Annotated in this window: 21 protein-coding genes and 1 pseudogene; 5 read left to right on the plus strand and 17 right to left on the minus strand. The window is 68.8% G+C overall.

Annotation, left to right across the window (positions count from 1 at the left end; translation table 11 throughout):
* A pseudogene (locus ACZ6MZ_RS03950) lies at nucleotides 1–222 on the plus strand (IS30 family transposase); the annotation flags it as partial.
* 74 nt (nucleotides 223–296) lie between these two features.
* On the opposite strand, the gene ACZ6MZ_RS03955 reads toward ACZ6MZ_RS03950, so the two are convergent.
* Both ACZ6MZ_RS03955 and ACZ6MZ_RS03960 read right to left on the minus strand, forming a co-directional pair.
* A complete protein-coding gene (locus ACZ6MZ_RS03955) occupies nucleotides 297–845 on the minus strand; it encodes an alkyl hydroperoxide reductase (RefSeq protein WP_386878432.1) in 549 nt (182 codons plus the stop codon).
* Nucleotides 846–852: 7 nt separating this feature from the next.
* Complete coding sequence (locus tag ACZ6MZ_RS03960; protein ID WP_384181075.1) at nucleotides 853–1,407, minus strand: peroxiredoxin; 555 nt, start codon at nucleotides 1,405–1,407, stop codon at nucleotides 853–855.
* A gap of 217 nt (nucleotides 1,408–1,624) precedes the next feature.
* Between ACZ6MZ_RS03960 and ACZ6MZ_RS03965 the strand changes: the two genes are divergently transcribed.
* The gene (locus ACZ6MZ_RS03965; RefSeq protein WP_469350366.1) at nucleotides 1,625–2,578 is read left to right on the plus strand and encodes a hydrogen peroxide-inducible genes activator; all 954 of its coding nucleotides are present in this window, start codon (nucleotides 1,625–1,627) and stop codon (nucleotides 2,576–2,578) included.
* Between the two features lie 7 nt (nucleotides 2,579–2,585).
* Here ACZ6MZ_RS03965 and ACZ6MZ_RS03970 read toward each other — a convergent pair whose 3' ends face one another.
* From ACZ6MZ_RS03970 to ACZ6MZ_RS04010, 9 genes are all read right to left on the minus strand, one after another.
* The gene (locus tag ACZ6MZ_RS03970; protein ID WP_469349660.1) at nucleotides 2,586–3,284 is read right to left on the minus strand and encodes a hypothetical protein; all 699 of its coding nucleotides are present in this window, start codon (nucleotides 3,282–3,284) and stop codon (nucleotides 2,586–2,588) included.
* Nucleotides 3,277–3,639 (minus strand): hypothetical protein, encoded by a 363-nt coding sequence (locus tag ACZ6MZ_RS03975; RefSeq protein ID WP_469349662.1) that lies wholly within the window; start codon nucleotides 3,637–3,639, stop codon nucleotides 3,277–3,279. The genes ACZ6MZ_RS03970 and ACZ6MZ_RS03975 overlap by 8 nt, the downstream gene beginning before the upstream one ends.
* Nucleotides 3,636–6,026 (minus strand): glycoside hydrolase domain-containing protein, encoded by a 2,391-nt coding sequence (locus tag ACZ6MZ_RS03980; protein WP_469349664.1) that lies wholly within the window; start codon nucleotides 6,024–6,026, stop codon nucleotides 3,636–3,638. Before ACZ6MZ_RS03980 ends, ACZ6MZ_RS03975 begins: the two co-directional genes overlap by 4 nt.
* Nucleotides 6,027–6,083: 57 nt before the next feature.
* A complete protein-coding gene (locus tag ACZ6MZ_RS03985) occupies nucleotides 6,084–6,623 on the minus strand; it encodes a hypothetical protein (RefSeq protein ID WP_469349665.1) in 540 nt (179 codons plus the stop codon).
* Nucleotides 6,624–7,016: 393 nt separating this feature from the next.
* Complete coding sequence (locus tag ACZ6MZ_RS03990) at nucleotides 7,017–9,431, minus strand: FtsX-like permease family protein (RefSeq protein ID WP_469349667.1); 2,415 nt, start codon at nucleotides 9,429–9,431, stop codon at nucleotides 7,017–7,019.
* Entirely contained in the window at nucleotides 9,428–10,114 is a 687-nt protein-coding gene (locus ACZ6MZ_RS03995) for an ABC transporter ATP-binding protein (protein WP_384181087.1), read from the minus strand. Before ACZ6MZ_RS03995 ends, ACZ6MZ_RS03990 begins: the two co-directional genes overlap by 4 nt.
* Entirely contained in the window at nucleotides 10,111–10,635 is a 525-nt protein-coding gene (locus tag ACZ6MZ_RS04000) for a PadR family transcriptional regulator (RefSeq protein ID WP_469349669.1), read from the minus strand. The genes ACZ6MZ_RS03995 and ACZ6MZ_RS04000 overlap by 4 nt, the downstream gene beginning before the upstream one ends.
* 321 nt (nucleotides 10,636–10,956) lie before the next feature.
* A complete protein-coding gene (locus ACZ6MZ_RS04005) occupies nucleotides 10,957–11,232 on the minus strand; it encodes a type II toxin-antitoxin system antitoxin (protein ID WP_469350367.1) in 276 nt (91 codons plus the stop codon).
* On the minus strand, nucleotides 11,178–12,113 hold the full coding sequence (locus tag ACZ6MZ_RS04010) for an SPFH domain-containing protein (RefSeq protein ID WP_384181091.1): 936 nt from the start codon (nucleotides 12,111–12,113) through the stop codon (nucleotides 11,178–11,180). The genes ACZ6MZ_RS04005 and ACZ6MZ_RS04010 overlap by 55 nt, the downstream gene beginning before the upstream one ends.
* A 274-nt stretch (nucleotides 12,114–12,387) precedes the next feature.
* On the opposite strand from ACZ6MZ_RS04010, the gene ACZ6MZ_RS04015 reads away from it, so the two are divergent.
* Nucleotides 12,388–14,640, plus strand: coding sequence for a transglycosylase domain-containing protein (locus tag ACZ6MZ_RS04015; RefSeq protein ID WP_469349671.1), 2,253 nt, complete (start codon nucleotides 12,388–12,390; stop codon nucleotides 14,638–14,640).
* An 88-nt stretch (nucleotides 14,641–14,728) separates the two neighbouring features.
* Here the strand turns inward: ACZ6MZ_RS04015 and ACZ6MZ_RS04020 are convergent, their stop codons facing one another.
* From ACZ6MZ_RS04020 to ACZ6MZ_RS04040, 5 genes are all read right to left on the minus strand, one after another.
* Nucleotides 14,729–16,192, minus strand: a complete 1,464-nt coding sequence (locus tag ACZ6MZ_RS04020; RefSeq protein ID WP_384181095.1) for a catalase — start codon at nucleotides 16,190–16,192, stop codon at nucleotides 14,729–14,731.
* Nucleotides 16,193–16,343: 151 nt separating this feature from the next.
* Nucleotides 16,344–18,221: a SpoIIE family protein phosphatase gene (locus ACZ6MZ_RS04025; RefSeq protein ID WP_469349673.1), complete on the minus strand. Its 1,878-nt coding sequence runs from the start codon at nucleotides 18,219–18,221 to the stop codon at nucleotides 16,344–16,346.
* A 294-nt stretch (nucleotides 18,222–18,515) separates the two neighbouring features.
* Nucleotides 18,516–19,187: a cytidylyl-2-hydroxypropylphosphonate hydrolase gene (fomD, locus tag ACZ6MZ_RS04030; RefSeq protein WP_384181099.1), complete on the minus strand. Its 672-nt coding sequence runs from the start codon at nucleotides 19,185–19,187 to the stop codon at nucleotides 18,516–18,518.
* A 61-nt stretch (nucleotides 19,188–19,248) separates the two neighbouring features.
* Nucleotides 19,249–20,646: a class II fumarate hydratase gene (locus tag ACZ6MZ_RS04035; RefSeq protein WP_389789427.1), complete on the minus strand. Its 1,398-nt coding sequence runs from the start codon at nucleotides 20,644–20,646 to the stop codon at nucleotides 19,249–19,251.
* Between the two features lie 134 nt (nucleotides 20,647–20,780).
* The gene (locus ACZ6MZ_RS04040; protein ID WP_389789425.1) at nucleotides 20,781–22,445 is read right to left on the minus strand and encodes a fumarate hydratase; all 1,665 of its coding nucleotides are present in this window, start codon (nucleotides 22,443–22,445) and stop codon (nucleotides 20,781–20,783) included.
* 176 nt (nucleotides 22,446–22,621) lie between these two features.
* Between ACZ6MZ_RS04040 and ACZ6MZ_RS04045 the strand changes: the two genes are divergently transcribed.
* Both ACZ6MZ_RS04045 and ACZ6MZ_RS04050 read left to right on the plus strand, forming a co-directional pair.
* On the plus strand, nucleotides 22,622–23,302 hold the full coding sequence (locus ACZ6MZ_RS04045) for a DUF1707 SHOCT-like domain-containing protein (RefSeq protein ID WP_384181105.1): 681 nt from the start codon (nucleotides 22,622–22,624) through the stop codon (nucleotides 23,300–23,302).
* Between the two features lie 238 nt (nucleotides 23,303–23,540).
* Nucleotides 23,541–23,915, plus strand: a complete 375-nt coding sequence (locus ACZ6MZ_RS04050) for a WhiB family transcriptional regulator (RefSeq protein WP_384181107.1) — start codon at nucleotides 23,541–23,543, stop codon at nucleotides 23,913–23,915.
* A gap of 133 nt (nucleotides 23,916–24,048) precedes the next feature.
* On the opposite strand, the gene glpX is transcribed toward ACZ6MZ_RS04050, so the two are convergent.
* Nucleotides 24,049–25,080, minus strand: coding sequence for a class II fructose-bisphosphatase (glpX, locus tag ACZ6MZ_RS04055; RefSeq protein ID WP_384181109.1), 1,032 nt, complete (start codon nucleotides 25,078–25,080; stop codon nucleotides 24,049–24,051).
* Nucleotides 25,081–25,213: the final 133 nt, after the last annotated feature.

Genomic DNA, 25,213 nt, shown 5'->3' on the forward strand with positions numbered 1-25,213 from the left:
ACCGACATCCCGGTCTACTTCTGCGACCCCGCCAGCCCATGGCAACGCGGCTCCAACGAAAACACCAACGGCCTGCTCCGCCAGTACTTCCCCAAGGGCACCGACCTGGCCACCCACACCCGCGAACTCCTCGACACCGTCGCCGCGCAACTCAACAACCGCCCACGCAAAACGCTCGGCTGGGAAACCCCAGCCGAGCGCCTGCAAAAACTACTCGCGGCCCGATCAGACCAACCACGTGTTGCAACAACCCCTAGAAACCGCCGATGTCCACGGGGCCCTGCGTATGTGTGGCGCTACTCGGCGGGAACGGCCTCGGCGAGGACAGCCTCGGCGTCGAGCGTCGTGCCCACCGCCTGGATCACTGAGGCGATCTTGAAGGCTTCCTGGATCGTCTCGCGGTCCACGCCCGCCTTACGGAGCACCTGCTCGTGCGAGTCGAGGCACTGGCCGCAGCCGTTGACGGCGGAGACGGCGAGCGACCACAGCTCGAAGTCGACCTTCTCCACGCCCGGGTTCCCGATGACGTTCATCCGCAGTCCGGCGCGCAGCGTCCCGTACTCGGGGTCGGACAGCAGATGCCGGGTCCGGTAGAAGACGTTGTTCATCGCCATGATCGCGGCGGCGGACTTGGCGGCGGTGTACGCCTCGGCGCTCAGGTTCGCCCTGGCCTCCGGCTCCAGCTCGCGCAGCACCTTCGCCGAGCGGGAGGCGATGGCGCAGGCCAGCACCGTGCCCCAGAGCTGCTGCCCCGGCAGCTCACTGTTGCCGATGACCGAGCCGAGGTTCAGCCGCAGATCCTTGGCGTAGTCCGGCAGGGCCGACTTCAGTTCGTCGAGTGCCATCGCCGGATCACTCGCCCGACAGGAGCTTGACCGGGTCGAGAGTCGTCTCGCCCTTGGTCCAGTTGCACGGGCACAGCTCGTCGGTCTGCAGCGCGTCCAGCACCCGCAGGACCTCCTTGGGGTTACGGCCCACGGAACCGGCGGTCACCATCGTGAACTGGATCTCGTTGTTCGGGTCGACGATGAAGACCGCGCGCTGCGCGAAGCCGTCCTCGCCCTCGATGCCCAGGTCACGCATCAGCTCGTGCTTGGAGTCGGCCAGCATCGGGAAGGGCAGGTCGCGCAGGTCGGGGTGGTCCTTGCGCCAGGCGTGGTGCACGAACTCGGAGTCGCCGGAGAAGCCGAGGATCTGGGCGTCACGGTCGGCGAAGTCCTCGTTCAGCCGGCCGAAGGCCGCGATCTCCGTCGGGCACACGAAGGTGAAGTCCTTGGGCCACGCGAAGACGACCTTCCACTTGCCCTCGTAGGTCTTGTGGTTGATCTCCTCGAACTCCTTGCCGCTCTCCAGCGAGACACAGGCGGTCAGTTCGAACGAGGGGAACTTGTCACCAACGGTGAGCACACGCACTCCTTGCGAGGGGAGGAAGTACCTTTTGGGGGCTTCCGGGGGGTGAGACGCATCACTGATGGTGGCACAGAGAACATTGATCATAGAAATAGCTAGACTCGGCTGTCGTGATCGGAGGTACCTATCAGTGGCGTCGACACCAGCCGTGCACCACGTCAGACAGCCCGGCCAGCGGGGCAAACAGCCCAGCCTGTCCCAGCTGCGCGCCTTCATGGCCGTGGCCGAGCATCTGCACTTCCGGGACGCGGCCGCCGCGATCGGGATGAGCCAGCCCGCGCTCTCCGGCGCCGTCTCGGCGCTGGAGGAAGTACTCGGCGTGCAGCTCGTGGAGCGTACGACCCGGAAGGTGCTGCTCTCCCCGGCCGGTGAACGGCTCACGGTCCGGGCGAAGGCCGTGCTGGACGCGGTCGGCGCGCTGCTGGACGAGGCCGAGGCGGTACGGGCCCCCTTCACCGGAGTCCTCAGGCTCGGGGTGATCCCGACGGTGGCGCCGTATCTGCTGCCGACCGTGCTCCGGCTGGTACACGAGCGCTATCCGGAGCTGGATCTCCAGGTGCACGAGGAGCAGACGTCCTCCCTGTTGGAGGGGCTGGCGGCGGGCCGGCTGGATCTGCTGCTCCTCGCCGTGCCGCTCGGCCGGCCGGGGATCACCGAACTGCCGCTGTTCGAAGAGGACTTCGTACTGGTCGCGCCGGACGGCCACGAGCTGGGCGGGCGGCGGGACCTGCCGCGCGAGGCGCTGCGGGAACTGCCGCTGCTGCTGCTCGACGAGGGGCACTGTCTGCGCGACCAGGCGCTGGACATCTGCCGGGAGGCGGGCCGGGCCGGCGGTGTGCCCGTGACGACCACCGCGGCGGGGTTGTCCACGCTGGTCCAGCTGGTCGCCGGCGGTCTGGGGGTCACGCTGCTGCCGCGTACGGCGGTGCAGGTCGAGACCGGACGCAACGACCAGCCGTCGACGGGGTACTTCGCGGACCCCGCGCCGTCCCGCAGGATCGCGCTGGCGATGCGTACGGGAGCGGCGCGGGGCGGCGAGTTCGAGGCGTTCGCGGACGCCCTGCGGGAGGCGCTGAGGGCACTTCCGGTACGAGTGCTCCCCGCCAGGGCGTCCACGCCCGTCCAGGTCCCGTCCCGCGAAGATCCGCCGGACAGGACCTGGCTCTGAGCGCCGGTCAGGCGGCCTTCTGGCGTCGCTCCAGGGCCTTGGCGGCGCGGCGCCGCTCAGAGGCGGTGGCGTCGATGGAACCGGCGCCACCGCCCGGCGCCCGGCCCCAGGCGGCGATCTTCCGCGCGGTCCGGGCCAGCCGGGCGTCCCCGGGCTTCACCGCGATCTCGAAGTGGCCTTCCTTCGGGACCTTCTCGTCGCCGCCCCAGCGGACGACGCCCTCGCAGTCGGCGAGGATGTCCCGGATGACGGTCAGCTCGTTCGGGAAGAATCCGCCCTTGGCGCCAACGGGATACATACCGGGCCGGATCGCGACCGCCGTTCCCGAGCGGTAGTTGCTCTCGTAGGGCTCCGTGATCTTCTGGCTGGTGGTGGTGTGGCCGGTCACCTCGCCCTTGTCGAGCGTGGTGATCTCGTAGTGGAACCGCCGGAGCACATGCAGGAGCACCGTGGCGACGTCACCGTCCAGGACTGGGACGGTCAGGGAGCCGGCCCCTTCGACGCGGTGCGACGCCGGTCTTTCGACGACCGGCCAGCCGTTGTCGGTGACGGCCGCGGCGGACTCGGGCGACTCGGCGCTTTCGGCGGCGGTGGCGAGGCCGCTCATGCCGCTCGCCCACAAGGTCGCGCCACCGGCGACGCCCAGTCCCGTGACGAGCACGCGGCGGCGGTCGACGGGGGGAGCCGGGGATACGGGGTCAGTCATGGACAAGCTCCTTCTTATGCTTGACGGCTGCACGGAGGGCCATGGCGGCGCAGACAACGGCGGCTGCCGCGCACACGAAGAGCACCGGGCCGATCCAGGACGGCACGAGATCGACGGACGTTCCGTCGTTCCACCCGCAGACCGTGGACGGGGGGAAAAGGTCCTGTGTTATCGAATCCGGCCGGTTCGACGGTCCTTTTCCGGACTCCACCCCGCAGATTTTCGCCGCTTGCGTGAAACCGGCGAAAGCCCCCATGAGATAGACGGGAACAGCGACGCTGATGCTGAGCGCCAAGCCCTTCACCCAGGTCGAGGGCTCCGCGCGGCCGCGGCGGGCTGCGGGGGCGTTGCTCATGCGGAGTCGCCCAGGCTCTCTTTCTGACGGGCGAGATAGCGTGCCTTCATCCGGGATTCCTGACTGGCGCGGTCCTTCAGGGTGTCGGCGAATCCCTGGCAGAATTCGGTGAGCTTGTCCGAGGGCAGCATCCACGGCATGAGTACGGAGCCGTTGCCGCCCGCGTTCTTGCTGATGAGGTACTCGCGCCCCAGCGCGATGGTGGGGTCGATTTCCATGGTCAGCATATAGCGCGTCAAGTTGGTCGCCGTTCCCGTGGACCCACTGAAACGCTTGGTGTAGTAGTCCTGGAAGCGCCGCACGCCGCCGCTGCCCGCGTAGTGATCGCGTACCGCCGCGACGATGTTCTTGCCGCTGCGGACCTGCTCGGCGATCAGATAGCCGTCCGCGTCCTCCACCAGGTCGTTGAACCCGAATGTGGAGTCCACGCCGATCTTTCCGAGCCGGTCCTGACAGTAGGTGTATCCGTTCGGATAGCTGCTGTTGTCGCGCCGCCACTCCCCGTAGAAAGTGAAGAGGTCGCCTGCCCAGCCGCCCACATCTCCCGCACCGCCCCGGTCGCTGCTGGAGGGCTGCTCCTTGACGTAATGGGCGTTGGCGGTCGCCATCAAGTGCTCGGCGCCGATGAGGTGTCCCGTGAAGGGATCCGTGAATTCGTCATAGACGAACGCGCCGTGCTCGTTGGCGTAGGAGATGAAGCCTTCGTCCGGGTCGCCGATGAGTGCCCACCACGAGAGGTCTCCGTACTCGCGGTGCCGGACGTACTCCATGACGAGCTGGTCCGGGTCGCCCTTCCCGTAGTCGATGGCCAGCCCGTGCAGCATCTCGATGTAGGAAATGAACGGGCCGGCGGGTGAGGCCTGCTTGTTCACGCTGTTCTGGCCCTCGTCGGTGCCGGGCCTGTGGGCGTCCTTGTCGAGGTCGTAGGGGCCGTCGGCCGACGGGATATTGCTGATTTCCTTGATCTGTGTGAAGGACCAGTTCGTCGGCATGGGGAAGCCCAGGTTCCCGGAGAACCCCCAGGACATTCCGGAGATGAAGGAATACCGGGCATAGGTCTCCTTCGTGACCTTCGAGCACACGTTCCGCGATCCGTAGACGCCGTGTATGTAGCGCTTCCCCTTGCTGCTCAGCGCGGCCGACACGCCATGGAAATAGGGGATGATATTGGATGCTATCTCTTCGCTGGTCGCGTCGTAGTCCACCGCGAAATATATGACGGTGGAGCGGTTGAAGCCGTAGAAGGAGGCACGCTCGTGCGCCAGCAGCCCGTGCTGATAGCCCTTCGGGTAATCGAAGTCCGAGAGGAGACGTCCGTTGTCCTGGAAGATGGGGAATACGTTCAGACCGGCCTTGAAGATATTGTCCAGCTCACCGGGCTTGATGTACTTGTCTATGCTGTTCGGCGGCTGGTAGAGATAGCGTCCGACATAACGGTGACCCCCGGCGTAGAGATCACTGCCGATGGCGGGGGTGATGGTGAACCGGGTGTCGCACCCGGGGACCACGCGGTCCGGGTCACCCGTCGACACCAGCAGCTGAGCCCAGGTCGCGAAGTCGCCGCGTTCCGACACCGCCAGGCTCGAGAACTTCTGGAACTCTTTGACAAATGTGTGAAGGGAGGAGTCGAACGTGCTCTTGAAGGACGTGATGTAGCTCGTGGAACCGGTGTAGACAGGCTCGTTGAAGACGCAGGCGGCGGAGAAGATCTGGACGAAGACGCCGGAGTCTCCCTCGGCCACGGTGTGGTTCTTCAGGCCCGCCTTGGTCCCTTCTCCGAAGTTTCCGGTGACCTGGTCCTCGGGGATGCCGAGCTCGTACTGGATGGCCTTCATGAGCGCGGTCTGGACGTCCCGCGAATAGATGCCGTCGCAGGGGCCCACATAGAACGTCGACTTGCCGAAGTATCTGCCGTTGAGCCAGCGCTGGATCTCCCGGACCTTTTCCGAGCCGCTCGTCAGGAGGACATAGGCGTCCATGGAGAGCAGGGCCTTGAAGACCTTGGGCTGGACCAAGCCGTTCGTGTCGTCGAGGCCGGCATTGCGCTTGAGCGAGGCGACCGACATCATCACGTCGATGTTGTACGTCCCCTCGCCGTCACCGCCCCAGTAGCCTTTGCAGAACAGGGCGTGCTGGACGATCTTCCTGATGTTGGCATTCGGCTCGTCGAAGCCGATGTCGCCGCGAGCGGCCAGCTTCGACAGTGTGGTGGGGCCGAAGCTGTCGGAGAGGGTGGTGATTCCCAATTCGTGCTGCAGCGCGCGGGTCAGGGAGTACATCGTCGCCCAGCCGGTGGTGCCGGTCTCCGGGCACAGGGAGTACTGCGGAACCTTTCCGTAATACGTGGCGTTGACCCACTTCTGCGCGGCAAGGACCTTCTCGTCCACTTCAGGGTCTCCTTCGAGGTGTCTGGATCGCAGAGCACGGCCCGGGCGGGACAGCCCTTAGTTGCAGGCGGTCGCTCCCCGGATCGCGTTGATGAGCGAGGTCGAGGAGGAAGAGGTGTTCTTCATGATCGCGGTAATGTCGCCGCACATCGCGTTGGTGAGGTGGACGGGGCCCGCGTACTGACTGAAATTGCCCTCGTCCTGAGCACACGCGCCACCGACGGTGTTGGGGCATATCTTGAGCTTCATGTACTTGGTGGCGCCGGTGTTGTTGTCGAAAATGGCACAGGCGTCCCACCGCGAGCCGGTCATCTTGGTGTAGCTGAAGAGAGTGCCCAGTCGGTTCTCGGCGGTGGGCAGCCGCTCCGCGTAACGGAGTTCATAACCGGTTCCGCACTCGACCGCTGCCGCCTGGGCGGCCTGCGGGTCCGCCGCCGCGACGGCTCTGGTATCGGCATTCGCCCCGGCGTTGAGCTTGACGCCGGCTGACGGGCCATCGATCGCCACGGCCTGAGGAGTTGCCAGAGCGAGGCATCCGACGACCGCCACGAGGAGGGCGAGGGTCGAACGCAGAAGGAGCTTTATTTCTTTGGTCATCCGAATATCACCTGTCATTACGTCGAATTGGCCGAATCACGTACAGGTGGCGCGAAAACTCAGCAAGAACGGATTTACTCCCGCACGCCAGAGAGAGCTTAAGAGTGCACCGACGGGGCGTCAGGTGGTTTTTTCGCATGCTCGTTCATGGTGGAGATGTGGGGAAGCTGTGCGTAGTTGCCGTGCGCGTTCCGTATGGTCATCTCTGGTGATCAAGCGGGCGCCCGCGTTATGCGTTTGTGACCGTCCGTCGCGAGGTGAGTGCGAGGTGTGAGGCCAGTCACATGCGGGGCCTGAGCCCAGGAGGCCGGAATGGCGGCGGGTGCCGGGCTGGAGTCTTCGGCCTGGCACCCGCGTTGCGTCACTCCGCCGTCAGATCACCCGGCCGTCGGATCACTCCGACCGCAGGCCCTCCGGCCGCATCATCCGCCACAGCGGCGGCATGCTGGCCGCCGTCACCAGCAGGATCACCGCGACACCCGTGCCCGCGAAGGGCAGGAAGATCCATGGGTCGGTGACCTGTTTGGCGATCATGTGCAGTAGTACGGCTCCGAGGGTCAGCCCGCCCGCGACGGCCAGCGCCGTGCCGAGCACGACCGGTACGGCGGTCTGCCACAGCACCGACCACACGAGCGTCGACCGGCGCGTGCCGAAGGCCACCAGCACCGACAGCAGGCGCTTGCGCTCCCGCAGTTGCTCGATCTGGGAGACGAGCATGCTCGCGGCGATCAGCGCCACCGTGGCTGTGCCGCCGATCAGCAGCCCGATCTGCACGCTGGCGTACTGCTTGTCCCGCTCGACGTCCTTGACCGTGCGCACCCGCATTGTCGGGTCGAGCCGGGCTGCGGTGTTGCGTACGTACTCCTCGGCGTCCGGCACCCGGTCGTCGACCCGGAGCGTGGCGGTGGTCGACGCGAGGGGCATCCGCCTCGGGTCGAGGGCGCCCGGGGTGGCGAAGATGCCGTCGATCTCACGGCCCACGGGGTCCGTCCTGGCCTCGACCGTCCGGGCCGAAGCGGGCAGCGTCCACCGCACCGGCTTCGAACCGTCGTCCACGGAGCGGGTGTTGAGATCGACAGGCTTTCCGGGGCGGGCCGTCTCGTCCACCCAGTCGTTGCCCTCCTTCTGCCCGCGGATATGGGACACGAAGGCGTCCCCGTCCCGGCAGGACGGCAGCGCGGCGAGTTCCCGCAGGGTGGCGCAGGTGCCGATGGTCAGGGTGGTGGTGGGCTGGATCCCGTACGGGCCCACGGCGCCCGGCCGGGTCACATAGCTCTCGACCGTGCCGATGACCGCCGTGACCCCCTTGGTGCCGCGGAAGTCGTCGATCATCCGCTGGGCCAGCTTCCCGTCACCGGCCGAGGCGGAGACGGTGATGTTCGCCCGCGTCGGGTCCTGGCCGGTGGGCCTGAGGAAGTCCTCGTGCATCCCGGCGAACATCATCTGCAGGGCGATGGCGCCCGCCACCGCCACGGTGATACCGCTGACCGCGCGCGTCGCGGAGCCGCTGCTCAGCTGGAGCCTGCGGGCGGCGAGCTGCCAGGGCACGGGCCCGCCGCGCAGCAGGGACACGACCGCCTCGACCAGCCAGGGCAGCAGTGTGGTCAGCCCGACCAGTACCAGGATCGCGCCGGCCGCGATGGGGTACGGATCGGCCACGTTCCCCTCCCGGACCGTCCCGATCGTGGCCAGGACCGCGATCCCGGCGAGGGGCATCAGCAGCCGCCACCACAGCCGGCGGCGCCGGGGGCGGATGTTCCGTACAACACCGAGCGGCTCGATGGCGACCGAGCGCAGCGCGACCAGCGTCACCGCGACGGCCGCGACCGGTACGGCCAGTACGATCAGCGCGGCGAGCGCAGGGACCGGGACCAGATCGGCCGGGAAGGCGCTCAGATTCCACAGTTGTACCCCGCCCGCCAGCGGCCGCGCCGCCAGGAAGACCCCGAGCCCGACGACGAGTCCCAGCACCGCGCCGAAGAGCGCCTCTCCGGCGGCGATGCGCCGGGTCATCGCGATGTCGGTGCCCACCAGCCGCAGCGCGGCGAGCCTGCGGTCCCTGCGGTCGCCGCCGAAGCGGACGGCGGTGGCGATGAAGATGGCCACCGGCACCAGCAGGACGACACAGATCATGACGACCAGGACCACCAGGAGCGGGTGCAGCGGCTCGCGTGCGTCGTCGGAGCCGTAACCGGCCGTCCGGTTGCCGCCCATGGCGGGGGTCAGGGTGTCGCTGCCCGCGTAGTAGAAGAGCTCCTCCGGGCCGAGCAGCCCCTCGTCGGCGATGGTGCCGACGACGCGGTGGCCGAGCCGCTCCTTGAGCAGGGCGCCGTCGGGTGAGCCGAGCAGATCCCGCAGGGCGGGGGAGACCACCATCGCGCCGGGGCCCGGCAGTTTCGCGACGCCGGGCGGCAGCGGTGGCCTGGCGCCGTCCGGACGCAGCAGCTGACCGCCGACGGCGTCGCCGCGGTACTCGGTCCCGGCATCGATCCACACGAGGGTCGTGTCCGAGGGCCGCACCCACGCCTCGGACATCGCGTTGGGGGTGGTGCGGGCGCTGACCCGCTCGCTCCGGGCGTCGATCACTTGCGGTACGGACGCGGCGAAGAAGAGCAGCGCGACGCCGAGCCCGACCCCCAGGCCGGTCAGCAGCGTACGGACCCAGCCCTCGCGTCCGCCGGCCGCGGCGAAGCGTATGCCGAGCCCGAGGTCACGGATCCGGCCGCCGAAGCCGCGGCGCGCGCGGTCCGGCGGGGGGCCGGGCGGGGGGCCGGGCGCGGGAGTTTTCCGGTGACCGAGGAGCGTCATAGGGCGTACTCCGGATCGCGGGATTTCCCGTCGCGTACGACGACCTCGCGATCCGAGTAGGCGGCGACCCGCGCCTCATGGGTCACCAGCACGACGGCGGTGTTGGCGGACCTGGCCGCGTCGGTGAGCAGTTCCATCACCCGCTCACCGTTGAGGGAGTCGAGAGCGCCGGTCGGCTCGTCGGCGAAGATGACGCGCGGGGAGGTGACCAGCGAACGGGCGACCGCGACGCGCTGGCCCTGTCCTCCGGAGACCTCGCCGGGGCGCTTGGACCCCAGGTCCGCGACCTCCAGCCGCTCCATCCACTCCAGGGCGGTGCGCTCGGCGTCCCTGCGACGGGTGCCGGTGAGCCGCAGGGGCAGCGCCACGTTCTCCACGCAGGTCAGCTCGGGCACGAGCTGGCCGAACTGGAAGACGAAGCCGAATTCGGTACGGCGCAGGGTGCTGCGCTCGGTGTCCGTCATCTCGGTCAGCGAGCGGTCGCGGTAGGCGATGGCGCCCGAGTCGGGACGGACGATCCCCGCCAGGCAGTGCAGCAGGGTCGACTTGCCCGACCCCGACGGGCCCATGACCGCGACGACCTCGCCGGGGTGGATGGAGAACGAGGCGCCGTCGAGCGCGGGGGTCGGGCCGTAGGTCTTGTGCAGATCGTGGGCCACGAGCAGCGAGCCGGCGGGCGTCATGAACGCACCTCCTCGGCGAGCTTGTCCAGCCGGGCGGCGGCCAGCTCCAGCCAGCGCAGATCCGCCTCCAGATGGAACAGCGCGTGGTCGCAGATCAGCTGATCCGCGAGATCGCCCTTGCGCTTACGGTCCGTCAGGACGCGCATCAGCCGCAGATGCTCGGCGCGCTGGCTGTCGAGCAGGTCGGCGGCGCTGCGGCCGGTGAGCAGCGCGAGGACGACCTTCGTGTAGAGGGTCGACTGGAGGTACGGCTCCGGCTTCTCCGGCTGGGCGAGCCACTGGGCGACATCGGTGACACCGGCCTCGGTGATCGCGTACCGCTTGCGCTCGGGGCCGCCGCCGGCCTCTACTCCGTCGACCTCGACGAGCCCGTTCTTCAGCAGCCGGGACATGGTCGAGTAGACCTGCCCGTAGTGGAGGGGACGGTCGTGGCCGAATCGTTCGTCGAAGGCCCGCTTGAGGTCGTAGCCGTGACGCGGTCCGGACTCCAGGAGCCCAAGGAGGGTGTGCCCGATTGACATGCCGCCGACTATACACAGCATGTATAGCGGCTCGGTTCGCCTCCGGGGCGCTCATGCCCCTGTCGACGGTCGATCGTGCTCGGCCCCTCGTTCCTCGGGGCCTGTGCGCGTTCTCCCTTTCGACAGCGGCGCGCCCCTTCGGCTCACACACCCCTCTTTTTTGGGGCTCGGTTCGCCTCCGGGGCGCTTTAAGCCACTGTCGACGGTCGATCGTGCTCGGCCCCTCGTTCCTCGGGGCCTGTGCGCGCTCTCCCTTTCGACAGCGGCGCGCCCCTTCGGCTCACTCGCCGGCGGTCGGGGCTCGGGCCCCCGGCCTCGCGCTCAGGCTTCCGTGGGGTCCGGTGTTGGCTCGGGGGGTTTTCGGGGGCGGCCGCGGCGGGGGATCGGGGCCGCGTTGCCGGGGAGGCGGCCCGCCTCCGCCAGGGCCCGGCGGAGCAGGAACTCGATCTGTGCGTTGGCGCTGCGCAGCTCGTCGGACGCCCAGCGGGCCAAGGCGTCGTACACCGCCGGATCCAGTCGCAGGAGAACCTGCTTGCGTTCGGTCACTGGTAGAGAGTGCCTGTGTTCACGACCGGCTGTGCGGCGCGGTCCCCGCAGAGCACGACCAGCAGATTGCTCACCATGGCGGCCTTGCGCTCCGAATCCAGCTCGACGATGTCCTGCTCGGTGAGCCGGGTGAGGGCCGCCTCGACCATGCCGACCGCGCCGTCCACGATCAGCCGGCGGGCCGCGACGACGGCGCCCGCCTGCTGGCGCTGGAGCATCGCGGACGCGATCTCGGGGGCGTACGCGAGATGCGTGAAGCGGGACTCGATGATGTGGACACCGGCCGCTTCGACGCGGGCGTGCAGTTCGACGGCCAGCTTCTCGGTGATCTCCTCGGCGTTGCCGCGCAGCGAGAGCCCGTCCTCGTCATGGGCGTCGTACGGGTACTCGATGGCGATGTGGCGCACCGCGGCCTCGGTCTGGGTGGAGACGAACTCCAGGAAGTCGTCCACCTCGAACATCGCCTGCGCGGTGTCCTCGACCCGCCAGACCACCACCGCGGCCAGCTCGATCGGGTTGCCGTAGGCATCGTTGACCTTGAGGACCGCGGTCTCGTGGTTCCGTACCCGCGTCGAGATCTTGGCGCGCGAGGTCAGCGGGTTCACCCAGCGCAGCCCGTCGGTCCGGATCGTGCCGCGGTAGCGGCCGAAGAGCTGGACGACCCTGGCCTCGCCCGGCGCCACCATGTTCAGTCCGCACATCGCGAAGAACGCGGCGATCCCTATCAGTACGCCGATCACGATCAGCGCCGCCTTCGGACCGGCCGAGGCGAGCGTGGCGCCGAATACGACGAGGCCGACGCCGGCCACGAGGCCGAGCAGTCCGAGCAGCAGGGCGAGGCCGCCGCCGATGTTGTGGGCGGAGAATTCCCGGACCCGTGGCGCGGGCATCTCGGGCAGGTCGTCCGGCGTGGTGGTGCTGGTGGAAGGCATGGTCGTTCCCCGTTCCGCTCACTGTTCCGCCGTCCGGCGGTAGCTAGCATTGTGATTACACATTAACGGATGCCGCAACCCTCCGGCGCTCTCGTGAGTCGGTTCCAGTGAAGGGGGTGCTGATTGTCACGACCCAAAAGACCGGATCGGCGCCCTTTGTCATAGCAAGCGGTGTTAGTTTTCTGAGCTGATTCCGATGGGTGAGAGCTGCGAGCGAGTCCTGACGACGAGAACGAGTCCTGACGACGAGACCTGAGAGCGGAGCGACACGGCGATGGGCCGAGCTGAAGCCCGACAGGCCCGGCAGCGCGGAACGCGCCGGGCGCCGAAAGAGGGCGGCATACGCCGCTTCTTCACGCCGAAGAAGCTGCTGGGCACCTTCTTCGGCCTCTGCCTGCTCGCCATGGGCGGCTTCTTCGTGATCTACCTGGTGGTCCCCGTCCCGACCGCCAACGCGCAGGCCGAGATGCAGAGCAATGTCTACAAGTTCAGCGACGGCAAGATCCTGGCCCGTACCGGCAAGATCAATCGTGAGATCGTCGGCCTCGAACAGATACCCAAGGAAGTCCAGCGGTCCTTCGTCGCCGCCGAGAACAAGACCTTCTACAAGGACTCGGGCGTCGACATCAAGGGCACGACCCGCGGCCTGATGAACACGCTCTCCGGCAAGGGCAAGCAGGGTGGTTCGACCATCACCCAGCAGTACGTCAAGAACTACTACCTGAATCAGGACCAGACGGTCACCCGCAAGCTCAAGGAGCTGGTGATCTCCCTGAAGGTGGACCGGAAGATGAGCAAGAACGAGATCCTCGCCGGGTACATCAACACCAGCTATTACGGGCGCGGTGCGTACGGCATCCAGGCGGCGGCCCAGGCCTACTACGGCATCGACGCCGCCAAGCTGAATTCCGCGCAGGGCGCGTATCTCGCCGCGCTGCTCCAGGCCCCCAGCCAGTACGACTGGGCGGCGGCCACCGACACCGGCAAGAGGCTGGTCACCGAGCGCTGGAACTATGTCCTCGACAACATGGTCGAGCAGCACTGGCTGGACGCCTCGGTCCGCCAGGGCCTGAAGTTCCCGGTACCGCACGCGCCCAAGGCCGCCCCCGGTATGGAGGGCCAGACCGGCTATCTCGTCGAGGCCGCCAATGACGAACTCGCCCGCCAGGGCGTCGACAAGGCGGACATCGACGCCGGCGGCTGGACGATCACCCTCAACATCGACGAGAAGCGGCAGAAGGCACTCGTCTCCTCGGTCGAGAAGCAGCTCGAAGACAAGATCGACCGCAAGAAGAACACGACGGACGCCACGGTGCAGGCCGGCGCGACCTCCGTCGACCCGAAGACCGGACGGGTGGTCGCGCTCTACGGAGGCGTGGGCGCCACCCAGCACTGGATCTCCAACGCCACCCGCTCCGACTACCAGCCCGCCTCGACCTTCAAGCCGGTCGTGCTCGCCTCCGCGCTGGAGAACGGCTCCGAGACGCAGGACGGCCGGAAGATCGACACCGGCACGGTGTACGACGGCACCAGCAAGCGGCCGGTCGTGGGCAGCGACACCCCCTTCAACCCGATGAACGAGGACGACCGCGACTACGGCGACGTCGATGTCAGCACCGCGATGAACCGGTCCATCAACTCCGTCTTCGCGCAGATGGTCGTCGACGTCGGCCCCGGCAAGGTGAAGCGGACCGCGCTGGACCTCGGGATGCGGGACAAGAACTTCCCCGAGCGTCCCGCCATCACGCTCGGCACGATGAACGCCTCCACGTGGGACATGGCGGGGGTCTACGCGACCCTCGACAACCACGGCAGGAAGATCACGCCGACGATTCTGAAGTCCGCCGAGCACAAGGACCGTACGGTCGAACTGCCCGATCCGGTGGGCAAGCAGGTGGTCAGCCGGCAGACGGCCGACACCGTGACCCATGTCCTGCAGGGCGTCGTCGACAACGGTTCGGGCGCCGAGGCCGATTCCTCCGCCTACGACGCGGCGGGCAAGACCGGTACCTCGGAGAACAACAAATCCGCGTGGTTCGCCGGCTACACCCCGGAGCTCACCACGGTCGTCGCGCTGTTCGGCGAGTCGACCAAGGAGGGCGGCGGGCAGGTCACCCTGACCGGCACCGCCAACTCGGGCCGCGCCAACGGCGGCGGCTTCCCCGCCAGGATCTGGGCGAACTACACGCTGGGCGCGCTGAACGGCGGCTCCGACGCGCGGTTCGACCTGGACGTCGCGGAGCCCGTACGCACGGCGCCGACGACGACGCCGAGCGAGACCGCGCCGGAGCAGACACCGAGCGAGACGCCGTCGGAGACCGCCCCGTCGCAGGAGCCCGGCCCCACCGAGAGCCCGAGCGAGTCGGCGCCCGAGACGCCCCAGGAGACACCGCCGGTCACGCCGCCCACCGAGCCGGACGACGGCGGGATCCCGGACGGCACCGGAGGCCCCGGCGGCGCGGAGAGCGGCGGGCCCCCGGGCGCCGACGGCCTTCCCCGCCGTGACTCGGCGCCGCTGCTCGGCTGAGACCGGGACGCGCTGAGACCGGGACGCAGCGCCGGCCCCGGCGGACGCACACGCGTCCGCCGGGGCCGGCGTCGTACAGCGGGGCAGGTCAGCCGCCGTTCGCCCGCTTGGCGATCCGGTCGCCGATCACCTTGTCGATGTTCCGCCAGTACTGGAGCGCCCGGTCCAGGACCGGCCGGGACACGCCCTGCGCCAGGTGGCCCGCGACGTTCGACACCAGCCGGTCGCGCTGCGCGTCGTCCAGCACCTGACGGACCTGTGTGCCCGCCTGGCCCCAGTCGTCGTCCTCGCGGTGCAGCCGGTACGCCTCGCGCACCATCTCGCCCGCCGCCGCCCAGCCCGCCGGGTCGCCGAACCTCTCCACGTCGGCCGCGGGGCCGCCGTACGAGTTCGGTGCGTACGGCATCGCCGTGTTCGACGGCTCGTACCGCATCGGACCGTCCTTGGCGTACGAGTTCACCTGCGTACGCGCCCTGTTGGGCGGCAGCTGGGTGTAGTTCGGGCCGATCCGGTAGCGGTGCGTGTCCGGGTACGAGAAGAGCCGGCCGAGCAGCATCTTGTCCGGGGACGGGCCGATGCCCGGCACCAGGTTCGACGGCTCGAAGGCGGCCTGCTCGATATGGACGAAGAAGTTGTCCGGGTTCTGGTTGAGGGTCATCCGCCCGACGTCGATCAGGGGGTAGTCGCTGTGCGGCCACACCTTGGTCAGATCGAACGGATTGAAGCGGTAGTCGGCCGCGGCCTCGAACGGCATGATCTGGACCTTCAGGCTCCAGGTCGGCGCGTTCCCGGACTCGATCGACTCGTACAGGTCCCGGCGGTGGTGGTCACCGTCCGAGCCGGCCATCTCATCGGCGTCGGCCTGGGCGAGATAGCCGATGCCCTGATCGGTCTTGAAGTGGTACTTCACCCAGAACCGCTCGCCGCCGCCGTTCACCCACATATAGGTGTGCGAGCTGTAGCCGTTCATATGCCGGAAGGAGCTGGGGATGCCACGGTCGCCCATCAGCCACGTCACCTGGTGCGCGGACTCGGGCGAGAGGGTCCAGAAGTCCCACTGCATGTCGTTGCTGCGCAGCCCGGTGGCCGGGTGGCGCTTCTGGGAGCGGATGAAGTCCTGGAATTTGATCGGGTCGCGTACGAAGAAGACCGGCGTGTTATTGCCGACCATGTCGTAGTTGCCATGTTCTGTGTAGAACTTGAGTGCGAAGCCACGGGGGTCACGCCAGGTGTCCGGGGAGCCGAGCTCACCGGCGACCGTCGAGAAACGGGCCAGCATGTCGGTGCGTTTGCCCGGCTGGAAAAGGTCGGCCTTGGTGAACTGGCTGACGTCGTTCGTCACTTCGAAGACGCCGTAAGCGCCCGCGCCCTTGGCGTGGACCACTCGCTCGGGAACCCGTTCACGGTTGAACTGGGCCATTTTCTCGATGAGGTAGTGGTCCTGCATCAGGATCGGGCCGTCGGGGCTGATGGTGAGCGAGTGTTCGTCGCTCTCCACCGGGATGCCGACGTTATTCGTCGTGTACGGAGTCTTGGGGGGTGACTCGGTCACGAGGTCCTCCCGTCGATAGAGGGCCCGGGAAACCGGGGGCAACCCGGGGGACGACAGTGGTCATATCGGTCGCATGCCCCAGTGAACCTCTACGACACCCCGTCGGCAACATTTGGATCAGAGTCAACTCTGTCCCGGTGCGCGGTCCGGACTATGTCCGGGTCGAGACCTCGAACCAGACGACCTTGCCGGTGGAGAGCCGGGTCGCTCCCCATCGCCGAGCCAGCCGGTTGACCAGGAACAATCCCCGTCCGCCCTCATCCGTGTCACGGGCCCGCCGCTGCCTGGGCAGCTGCGGCGAATCGTCTCCGACCTCGCAGCGCAGTACGTCCGTACGGAGCAGCCGCAGCGTCACCGGACGCTCCGCGTACCGCACGGCGTTGGTCACGACCTCGCTGATCAGCAGCTCGACCGAGTCGCTCAGCTCCTCCAGGTCCCAGCGGGCCAGCGCCCGCCTGGCCAGTCGCCTGGCCCGGCCCGGCGCCGCGTCCTCCGGCTCCAGGAACCAGTACGCCACGTCGCTCGGCGCGATCCCGTCGAAGCGGGCCGCGAGGAGTGCGATGTCGTCGTCACGGTCGCCGGGGCCCAGGACATCGAGGACGTCGTCGCAGAGCGCCTCCAGCGGCGGAGAGTGATCGGGACCTGTCAGCTGCGCGGTGGCCGCGAGCCGCTCCCGCAGCTGCTCTATCCCCGTCCACACATCACGCAGCCGCGACTCGACGAGCCCGTCCGTATAGAGGAGCAGGGTCGCGCCGGCGGGCGCGTCCAGCTCGACGGCCTCGAAGTCCACCCCGCCGACCCCGATCGGCGCCCCGGGCGGCACCCGGAGCACCTCGGCGCGGCCGCCCAGATGCAGAAGTATGGGCGGCGGATGGCCGGCGTTGGCGATGGTGATCCGGTGCGATACGGGGTCGTACACCGCGTAGAGGCAGGTCGCCATCCGGTCGGTGCCGAGCCGCTGGGCCTGCTCGTCCAGGTGGTGCAGCACCTCCTGCGGCGGCAGATCGAGACCGGCGAGGGTCTGCGCGGTCGTGCGCAGCTGGCCCATGATCGCCGCGGAGGTCATGGAGTGGCCCATGACATCGCCGACGACCAGGGCGACCCGGCTGCCCGGCAGCGGGATCGCGTCGTACCAGTCGCCGCCGACCCGGGCGGTCTCGGCCGCCGGCAGATAGCGGGAGGCGAGCCGCACCCCCGTCGGCTGGGGGAGGTTCTCCGGCAGCATCGTGCGCTGCAGCTCGTCGGCGATGTACGCCTCGCGTCCGTACAGCACCGCCTTGTCGATCCCCAGCGCCGTATGCGTCGCCAGCTGCGCCGCGACCAGCAGATCGTTCGGCTCGAAGGCGGCCCGGTCGGGCCTGCGCAGGAAGACCGCCGCGCCGATGACCCGCCGTCGGCCGCGCAGCGGCGCGAGGATCGCGCGATGCCCGGTCGGTACGGTGCGGTCGGCGCCCAGCAGCTCGGGCAGCGCGGCGCGGGCCGCGGCCGAGTCCCCGAAGACGGGGCGCACGCCCCGCAGCACCTCGGACAGCGCACCGCCCGCCTGCACCTGGCACAGCTCGGCGGCCGGCATCACATCGGACTGCGGGTCGAGGATCGGCAGCCGGGCCCCGTCGGCGATCCGCAGCGGGATACCGCCGCCGTTCTCGGTGTCCTCGTCGGTCAGCCGCAGCCGGTCCGTGCGCCGCAGCCGCAGGACGAACGGCGCCACCGGCCGCTCGTCGCCGACGGGCAGCGGGTCACGGAGATAGACGAGTATCGCGTCGGAGAACGTCGGGACGGTCGCCCGGCACAGCCCGAGCACGATCTCGTCCAGATCTATGCCGCGCGCGATCCGGCGGGTGGCGGCTCCCACGAAGCGCAGCCGGTCACCCTCGCGCCGCGCGGTCGCCGCGGGATCGGGCGCGGGCGTCGGCACCGAGGGCTGGGCGACGGCGGAGGCGGACCCGTCCTGCCGCGGCCGCGTGCGTTCCTGCGACCGGGCAACCAGGGGCTGCCGGCCTTCGTGGGAGGGGGGATGCTCCGTCACGCGTGGGATTCCGTCCGTCCGGGCCGGTGGTGCGATGCGAGCGCTTCGACAGGGTGGCAGTCTTCCCGCACTGCCCCACCCCCCTCGTTGTGGCTCACGGTCGTTGTGTCCTGCGGTCGTAGCGGCTAACGGTGTGACGTGGTGTGACTGATGGTCAGGCCGGGCGCTGCGCGCACCCGTTGACCGGCCGCGGTGTTCCGGAGGTCGATCCTACGTTTGCACCCCGGGGGCGCATCAAGGGTCTCATGACGTCGGCGTCGGCGCCCCTGTGATCACGGCGTTGGTCAGCACACATCAGGCCGGGGCCCCGGTCCACGAGGGGGCGCTGTCCCAGCCGTCCGGCAGCTGCGGCACCGTCCAGTGCGGCTCGGGCCGCCACTGCTCCCAGCCGTCGCGGAACGGAGCGCCCCAGGCGTCGATCACCTCGATCGCCCTGCGCCCGGCGTCCCTGACCAGCCGCGCCTGCTCCCGCCCCATCAGGCCGTCCTGCTGGGCCTGGGCGAACTCGTCCTCGTCGCGCCACCGCCAGCTGCGGTCCGGGTAGACGTCGATGTCGAGGAAGTGATCCTCGGAGTCGATCCCCCCTGACCAGCGGGTATGCGGCTCTTCCAGGTTCACGTACCAGCTCTGGAAGCGCCAGCCCCGCTCCCACCACAGCCACACCGACCAGGGCTCGCCGGGCCGCGCCAGCTTCAGCACACCCATGCCGTACCACCGGTCGCGCACCACGGTGCGCGGCTTGGTGTAGCGGGTGGCCAGCGGCTCGTGATGGACCGGTGTGCCGTCCGCGAGGACCGGCTTCACACACGGTGTGTCCGGCGCCAGCCAGGCCGCGAGCAGCTCGTCGGTGTCCTGTACGACCGTGACGGGACGGCAGATGTGCACACGGTCTCCGGCATTTTCCCGGTACCGCCACAGAATCTGTGTGCCGGGCGCCCAGTGCCCGTTCGCTGCCGTCTCTGTCATGCGCAGATCCTAGGCCCTGGGCGGGTGGGGCCACCGGACCGCTGCGAATCACGTCGCGCATTTACGGCCTCGTCATCCGGAGCACATCCAGCGCCTCGTCGAGCTGCTCCAGGGTGAGATCCCCGCGCTCCACATAACCCGAGGCCAGGACCACCTCACGGATCGTCCGCCGCTCGGCCAGGGACGTCTTGGCGACCTTCGCGGCCTCTTCGTACCCGAGGTACTTGTTCAGCGGCGTGACGACGGACGGCGACGACTCGGCGTACTCACGGGCCCGCTCGACATGGGCCGTGACGCCGTCGACCGTACGGTCCGCGAGCAGCCGGGAGACATTGGCCAGAAGTCGTACGGACTCCAGGAGGTTCTTGGCGATCACCGGAAGCATGACGTTCAGCTCGAAATTCCCGGCGGCGCCGGCCGTGGCGACCGTGGCGTCGTTGCCGATGACCTGGGCCGCGACCATCAGCACGGCCTCCGGGATCACCGGATTGACCTTGCCGGGCATGATCGAGGAGCCCGGCTGCAGATCGGGGAGGCTGATCTCCGCCAGTCCCGTGCGCGGTCCCGAGGCCATCCAGCGCAGATCGTTGGAGATCTTGGTGAGCGAGACGGCGAGGGTACGGAGCTGGCCCGAGGTCTCCACGAGTCCGTCGCGGGCGCCCTGCGCCTCGAAGTGGTTACGGGCCTCGGTCAGCGGCAGCCCGGTCGCGCGGGCGACCTCGGCGATCACGGCGGCCGAGAAGCCGGGCGGGGTGTTGATGCCGGTGCCCACCGCCGTACCGCCGAGGGGAAGCTCGGCGAGGCGGGGCAGTGAGGCGGTCAGCCGCTCCGTGGCGTAGCGGATCTGCGCGGCATAGCCGCCGAACTCCTGGCCCAGCGTGACGGGGGTGGCGTCCATGAGGTGCGTACGGCCCGACTTCACGACCTCGCTGAACTCCTCGGCCTTGCGCTCCAGGGAGGCGGCGAGATGGTCCAGGGCCGGCATCAGCTCGCCGGTGACGGCGGCGGTCGCGGCGATGTGGATGCTTGAGGGGAAGACGTCGTTGGAGCTCTGCGAGGCGTTCACATGATCGTTCGGGTGGACATCACGGCCGAGACGCTCGGTGGCCAGGGTGGCGATCACCTCGTTGGCGTTCATGTTGGAGGAGGTGCCGGAGCCGGTCTGGAAGACATCCACCGGGAAGTGCTCGTCCCAGCGGCCGTCCGCGACCTCGGCGGCCGCGCCCTGGATGGCGTCCGCGATGTCCTCGCCGATCACGCCGAGATCGGCGTTGACCTTCGCGGCGGCCGACTTGATCCGGGCCAGGGCCTCGATGTGGGTGCGCTCCAGACGCTGTCCCGAGATGGGGAAGTTCTCCACCGCGCGCTGGGTCTGGGCACGCCACTTGGCGTGTGCGGGGACCTGTACCTCGCCCATGGAGTCGTGCTCGGTCCGGTACTGGTGCTCGTCGGTCGTCATCGTGGTCGTACCTCCTGGCAACGTGAGCGTTCGGCCGGTCTCCGGTGTTCCCGGCGGAGCTGATCCCCAGTGTTCCCGTGAACGGGGGCGCCCTCCCCGGAGGAAGGCCGGGGAGGGCGCGCCGGCGGGGCCGGTCAGCCCAGGCCGGGGCCGCGGACCGGGATGCTGGTGAAGGTCGGGGCGGCGGCCGGCTCGGTGAAGAAGTCGTTGCCCTTGTCGTCCACGACGATGAACGCGGGGAAGTCCTCCACCTGGATCTTCCAGACCGCCTCCATGCCCAGCTCCTCGTACTCGACGACCTCGACCTTCTTGATGCAGTCCTGCGCGAGGCGGGCGGCGGGGCCGCCGATCGAGCCGAGGTAGAAGCCGCCGTGCGCGCCACAGGCGTCGGTGACCTGCTGGGAGCGGTTGCCCTTGGCGAGCATCACCTTCGAGCCGCCGGCCGCCTGGAACTGCGCCACGTACGAGTCCATCCGGCCGGCCGTCGTCGGGCCGAAGGAGCCGGAGGCGTACCCCTCGGGGGTCTTCGCCGGGCCCGCGTAGTAGACCGGGTGGTCCTTCAGGTACTGCGGCATCTCCTCGCCCGCGTCCAGCCGCTCCTTGATCTTGGCGTGCGCGATGTCGCGGGCCACGACCAGCGGTCCGGTGAGCGAGAGCCGGGTCTTGACCGGGTAGTTGGTCAGCTCGGCGAGGACATCGTCCATCGGACGGTTGAGGTCGATCTTCACGACCTGCCCCTCGTCCAGATGCTCGTCGGTGGTGTCGGGGAGGAAGCGCGCCGGGTCCTTCTCCAGCTGCTCCAGGAAGACGCCCTCGGCGGTGATCTTCGCGACCGCCTGGCGGTCCGCCGAGCAGGAGACGGCGATGGCGACCGGCAGCGACGCCCCGTGGCGCGGCAGCCGGACCACCCGTACGTCGTGGCAGAAGTACTTGCCGCCGAACTGCGCGCCGATACCGATCTTCTGCGTCAGTTCGAAGACCTTCTCCTCCAGCTCCTTGTCACGGAAGCCGTGGCCGGTGGCGGAGCCCTCGGACGGCAGCTCGTCCAAGTAGTGCGCGGAGGCGTACTTCGCGGTCTTGAGCGCGAACTCGGCCGAGGTGCCGCCGACGACGATCGCCAGGTGGTACGGCGGGCACGCGGCCGTACCCAGCGAACGGATCTTCTCCTCCAGGAACTTCATCATGGAGGTCTCGTTGAGGACCGCCTTGGTCTCCTGGTAGAGGAACGACTTGTTGGCGGAGCCGCCGCCCTTCGCCATGAAGAGGAACTTGTACGCGCCGCCGTCGGTCGCGTACAGCTCGATCTGCGCGGGCAGGTTCGAGCCGGTGTTCTTCTCCTCCCACATGGTGAGGGGGGCCATCTGCGAGTAGCGCAGATTGAGCTTCGTGTACGCGTCGTAGACACCGCGCGAGAGGGCCTCCTCGTCGGCGCCCCGCGTCAGCACGTTCTGACCGCGCTTGCCCATCACGATCGCTGTACCGGTGTCCTGGCACATGGGCAGCACGCCCGCGGCCGCGATATTGGCGTTCTTCAGCAGGTCGAGCGCCACGAACTTGTCGTTCGAGGACGCCTCGGGGTCGTCCACGATCCTGCGCAGCTGGGTGAGATGGGCCGGGCGCAGATAGTGCGAGATGTCGTGCATCGCCTCGGCGGCGAGCGTGCGCAGCGCCTCCGGCTCGACCGTGAGGAACGTACGGCCGTCGGCCTCGAAGGTGGAGACACCTTCGGCGGTCACCAGCCGGTAGGGCGTGGTGTCCTCTCCGAGCGGGAGCAGATCGGAGTACGCAAACTCTGGCATTACGGCCATTCCTCACTCGACAGACGGCGGCACGGCCTCCATTGGCGGCGCGGCTTCCAGCGTAGGGCGCCCCGGTCGCACCGCCCCTGTGAGGTAAGGCTCAGTTGTGCCGTTACGGGACACGCTCGCGGGCCTGCTACTAGTCGCGATCTATCGCGTTTCGCTACCCTGGCTCCGTGGACCTCGAAAAGCACCCTCAGAAGCCGGTCGCACCGGTGGAGCCCGCGGGTATCCGGGCCTCCGACGCCGACCGAGACCGGATCGCGGACATCCTCCGGGAGGCCCTGGCGGAGGGCCGGCTGGACGCGGAGGAGCACGGAGAGCGGATCGACGCCGTCTACCGGGCGAAGACCGTCGGTGAACTGGAGCCACTGGTGCGGGACTTGCCGGCCGTCGGCGCCGGCGCGCGCCCCGCCGGGTCCTCGTCCGCGTCGTCGGCGTACGGATACGGCCCCGAGGACCCCATGGCCCCAGCCGAGAACCTGATCGCCGTCTTCAGCAGCACGACCCGCAGGGGCCGCTGGCGCATCGGCCGCAGGACCAACGCCTTCTCGCTCTTCGGCAATGTCGAGATCGATCTCACCGAAGCACTCTTCGGGCAGCGGACCAGCGTGATCAACGCGACATCCATTTTCGGCAATGTTGAGATCCGTGTCCCCGAGAATATCTCGCTGCGCGGCAACGGCACCGGCATCTTCGGCAACTTCGAGGTCCGCTCGCTGGAGGCCGCGGAACCGGACGCGCCGGTCGTCGTCGTGAACGGCTACTCGGTGTTCGGCAATGTCGAGGCCAAGCCGAAGCGCGGCACGTGGGTGGCGGATCTGCACGACCGGCTGCGCAAGCACCTCGGTTCCTGACGTCTCCCGCAGGGCTGCCGCGCGGCGCCTGTCCTGTGTCTGTCTTACGGCTGCCCTACGCCCGTCACCGCTTCCGGCTGTTTCCGGCCAAAGCTGTCCTGTTGTGGTTAGGCGTCCGGAATACCGCACGGCGTTCCGGACTCCGGAACTGAGTGCCACTCAGTGCATAGGCGTGCGTACAGCGGGTAGGGAGAGCTGCATCGTCTCTCGCTCGCGAAGCCGTCGTCAGGAGTAGACCGTGCTGCATCCGCCGCATCAGCCCTTGCAGGTCGCCGCCGTTCCACCCCAGCGGAGTCCCGCTCGGGAGGATCAGGCCGGCCCCTGGCATTCGGAGGCGGTGTGCCGCCGGGACGAAGCCGGATTGTTCTTCGCCCCTTCCAAGGAGCCGACAGCCGCGAGGCTGGCGCGCGAGGAGGCCGCGAAGCGGGTCTGTGCCCGTTGTCCGGTCATGGTCGAATGCCAGGAGCACGCGTTGCTCCAGCCCGAGCCGTACGGAGTGTGGGGCGGGATGACCGCGGCCGAGCGCCGGGTGGCGCTGGCCCGCCGCAGGCGGCGCGAGGTGGAGCTGCGGAAGGCGGCCTCGGCGGGCGACCGGATCGCCGCCGCCGGCTGACCCGCGTCTCCGGCCGACCCGCCTCGCTTCTCGTACGCCACCACCCCTGCGCGCACACGGAAAGGGCGCCCCGCCGCACCATGGGGGCGCCCCTTCCGTACGCGCGACTGGCCGGACGGCCCTGGCCCGGTGGCTACTTGGCGCGGTCGAAGTCGATCGTGCTGTAGGCGCGGAGCTTCGACAGCCGGTGGGTCGAGTCGATCTGCCGGATCGTGCCCGACTTGGAGCGCATGACCAGGGACTGGGTGGTCGCGGTCTCCGAGCGGTAGCGCACCCCGCGCAGCAGCTCCCCGTCCGTGATGCCCGTGGCGACGAAGAACACGTTGTCGCCGCTGACCAGGTCATCGGTGGACAGGACGCGGTCCAGGTCGTGCCCGGCGCCGATCGCGCGCTCCCGCTCCTCGTCGTCCTTGGGCCACAGCTTGCCCTGGATGACACCGCCGAGGCACTTTATGGCGCACGCCGAGATGATGCCCTCGGGGGTGCCGCCGATGCCCATCAGCAGATCGACGCCGGTGCCTTCGCGCGCGGCCATGATCGAACCGGCCACGTCGCCGTCGGAGATGAACTTGATCCGGGCGCCGGTCTCCCGGATCTCCTTGACGATGCCGTCGTGGCGGGGGCGGTCGAGGATGACGACGGTGACGTCGTCGGGGGAGGACCGCTTGGCCTTGGCGACCCGGCGGATGTTCACGGAGACGGGGGCGTTGATGTCGACGAAGTCGGCGGCCTCGGGGCCCGTGACCAGCTTGTCCATGTAGAAGACCGCGGACGGGTCGAACATGGTGCCCCGGTCGGCGGCGGCCAGGACGGCGATGGCGTTGGGCATGCCCTTGGCGTTCAGGGTGGTGCCGTCGATGGGGTCCACGGCGATGTCGACCTCGGCGCCCGTGCCGTCGCCGACGTGCTCGCCGTTGAACAGCATCGGGGCTTCGTCCTTCTCGCCCTCACCGATGACGACGACGCCGTTCATCGACACCGTGGAGACAAGGGTCCGCATGGCGTTCACCGCGGCGCCGTCCGCGCCGTTCTTGTCGCCGCGCCCGACCCACCGGCCGGCCGCCATGGCGGCGGCCTCGGTGACCCGGACCAGCTCCAGGGCGAGGTTGCGGTCGGGGGCCTCGGGAGAGACCTCGAGCGGGGCCGGAAGTTGATGCTCGGTCATCGGAGCGCACCTTTCTGTACGGCGACGGCCGGAAAAGAGGGTGATACGGACTCTATCTGTACATCGACAAATTGAGCAGAGGGGCCCACGTTTGAGCGCGGTGCCTTGATGCGACGATGGTGCGGTGGCAGGT

Source organism: Streptomyces sp. NPDC042201 (genome assembly GCF_055582185.1).